Consider the following 1,918-nt stretch of genomic DNA (forward strand, 5'->3'; position numbering starts at 1 on the left):
TCGATGATCAGCGCCAGTTCCTCGCATGTCACCTTTTGTTCGTAGTCGAGCGCCGCCGCGATCGGCTCGAACTGGAAAGCGATGTGCTTGAAGCCCTGGCCACGGGCGGCGTTCTCGAGTTCGCTTTGCGCCTTCGCGTCGGCCTCGGCATCGTCGTCGACGAATTGCACCGGCCGGCCAAGAACGACGGTCTCGACCGTATCGCCGGCATCTGCTTCCAGCCTCATCTTGAGATGTCCGAGGAACATGCCGACGATGTCCATGAAGCCGATCGACCGCGATTTGATGCGGGTCTTTTCATGGGCCAGCGAACTGCCGAGCACGCTCTTCAGCGAACGCATCAGCCGGCCTTCGATGCTGTCGGTGTAGTTGGCGATGGCGTGACGGCCAAAGCAGGTGCGGTTGTCCTCGAAGTTGAAGAACACGGCACTGGGCAGTGTCACCTGGCCGTCCTCCAGGGCGACGAGGCGCGGCTGCCCGTTGCGGACCACGCCAACGGTGGAGTTCGAAGTGCCGAAGTCGATGCCGCCGAAGGCTGGTCGCATGACAAGTTCCTGTATTTGTCGTCGGCGAGCCGACAGGCGCCGAGAAATCGCGCGCTGCCCGGGGACGGGCTGCGCTGCCGAACCGAATTGTTTGTGTCTGCCATTTGGCTGGGGAGCGCGGTCTACCGCATGCCCCGGTAAAGGGAAACCACTTTTCGGGAAAAGTTCTGAAGTGCGTCGCGTTTGAGTGGATTCACGCGACGCACTTCAGGTCTTGATTCGATGCATGTCGCTCGCCCAAAAGCGGGGCCACCTTTGGGCGACATGCATTAATCCCGCCGGAAGATCAGCCTTCCAAGCCAGCCGGTCAGCATGGCCAGCGATATCGCGAAGACGCCATAGAGGAACGAATAATTGTGGGCGATACGGAAGATCGACTGTTCAAAACCGGATTTGCGGATTTCGAGCTGGGCCGAGCTTTCCTTGATGAACAGGCCGCTCTTGAACAGGAACGCGCGGGCTTTATGGGTTCCAACTGGCACATTTGGCGCCAGCCTCACTGTGGCGCGGAACAGGTTCTGCGACAGGAATTGCACGCCGCCGACATTCTCGCTGTAGAGGCCGGTCGCCGACTTGCGCTCCCGCAGTGCGGCCGTGAATTCCTCGATCGTCGCCGGGCTGTCGCCGGCATCGGCGGGCTGCATGTAGAGGTTGGAGGCGCCGAGCGACAGCTGCTTGTAGCTGTTGGGTTCGGTGATGTCCTGCAGCGGCCGCGTCGTCGCCACCGAATAGGAGACCGGCACGTTCTCGAAGGTCTCGGAATCCAGATTGACCCAGACGCCTAGCACCCTGTCCTTGCGGCGCACCACCACCGGTTTGGGCGGACCTTCGAGCACGACGATGACGTCGTAGCGGCCTTGGCGCGCGACAAGTGGATCCGGGTTTTCCAGCGAACCGAAAATGGTCAGGTCGGCCCCGGAAAAGCCGGCGGTGATCGAGACATTATCGGTGGAGAGACCGATCTGGATGCCTTCGGTCAGCGGAACCTGTGCCTTCGCCGGCACGGCGGCCGCAAGCAGCGTCAGGAGAATGGCGGTTGCGAATGTGTTGCGAGCCTTCATCAGTTGAGGCCCGCGGCAGACAGCGAATAGAGGTTGGGCGGGGTGACGAAAAGATCGATCGCCAATCGTATCGCCACCGCCAGCACCAGCAGCGCCAGCAAGGCCCTGAGTTGCTCGCCGCGCAGCCGCTGGCCTGCCTTGGCGCCGTACTGCGCACCGGCGACGCCGCCCGCCATCAGCAGGAAGGCCAGCACGACGTCGACCGTCTGGTTGGTGGTGGCGTGGACCAGCGTCGTATAGGCGGAGGTGAAGATGATCTGGAACAGCGAGGTGCCGATGACGACGTTGGTCGGCACTTTCAGCAGATAGATC

Annotated in this window: 3 protein-coding genes; all 3 read right to left on the reverse strand. The window is 61.9% G+C overall.

Features of this window, described 5'->3' with window-relative positions:
* A partial coding sequence (locus EN984_RS32830; RefSeq protein WP_164765845.1) for an Hsp70 family protein occupies window positions 1-545 on the reverse strand: 545 nt, incomplete at its 3' end.
* 269 nt (window positions 546-814) lie between these two features.
* Entirely contained in the window at window positions 815-1,606 is a 792-nt protein-coding gene (locus tag EN984_RS32835; RefSeq protein ID WP_127270392.1) for a TIGR02186 family protein, read from the reverse strand.
* Window positions 1,606-1,918, reverse strand: a 313-nt coding sequence (locus tag EN984_RS32840) for a sulfite exporter TauE/SafE family protein (protein ID WP_164765846.1), incomplete at its 5' end; no start/stop codon positions are given. The genes EN984_RS32840 and EN984_RS32835, both read right to left, overlap by 1 nt.

This window comes from Mesorhizobium sp. M7A.F.Ca.CA.004.12.1.1, assembly GCF_003997835.1.
Lineage (GTDB): Bacteria > Pseudomonadota > Alphaproteobacteria > Rhizobiales > Rhizobiaceae > Mesorhizobium.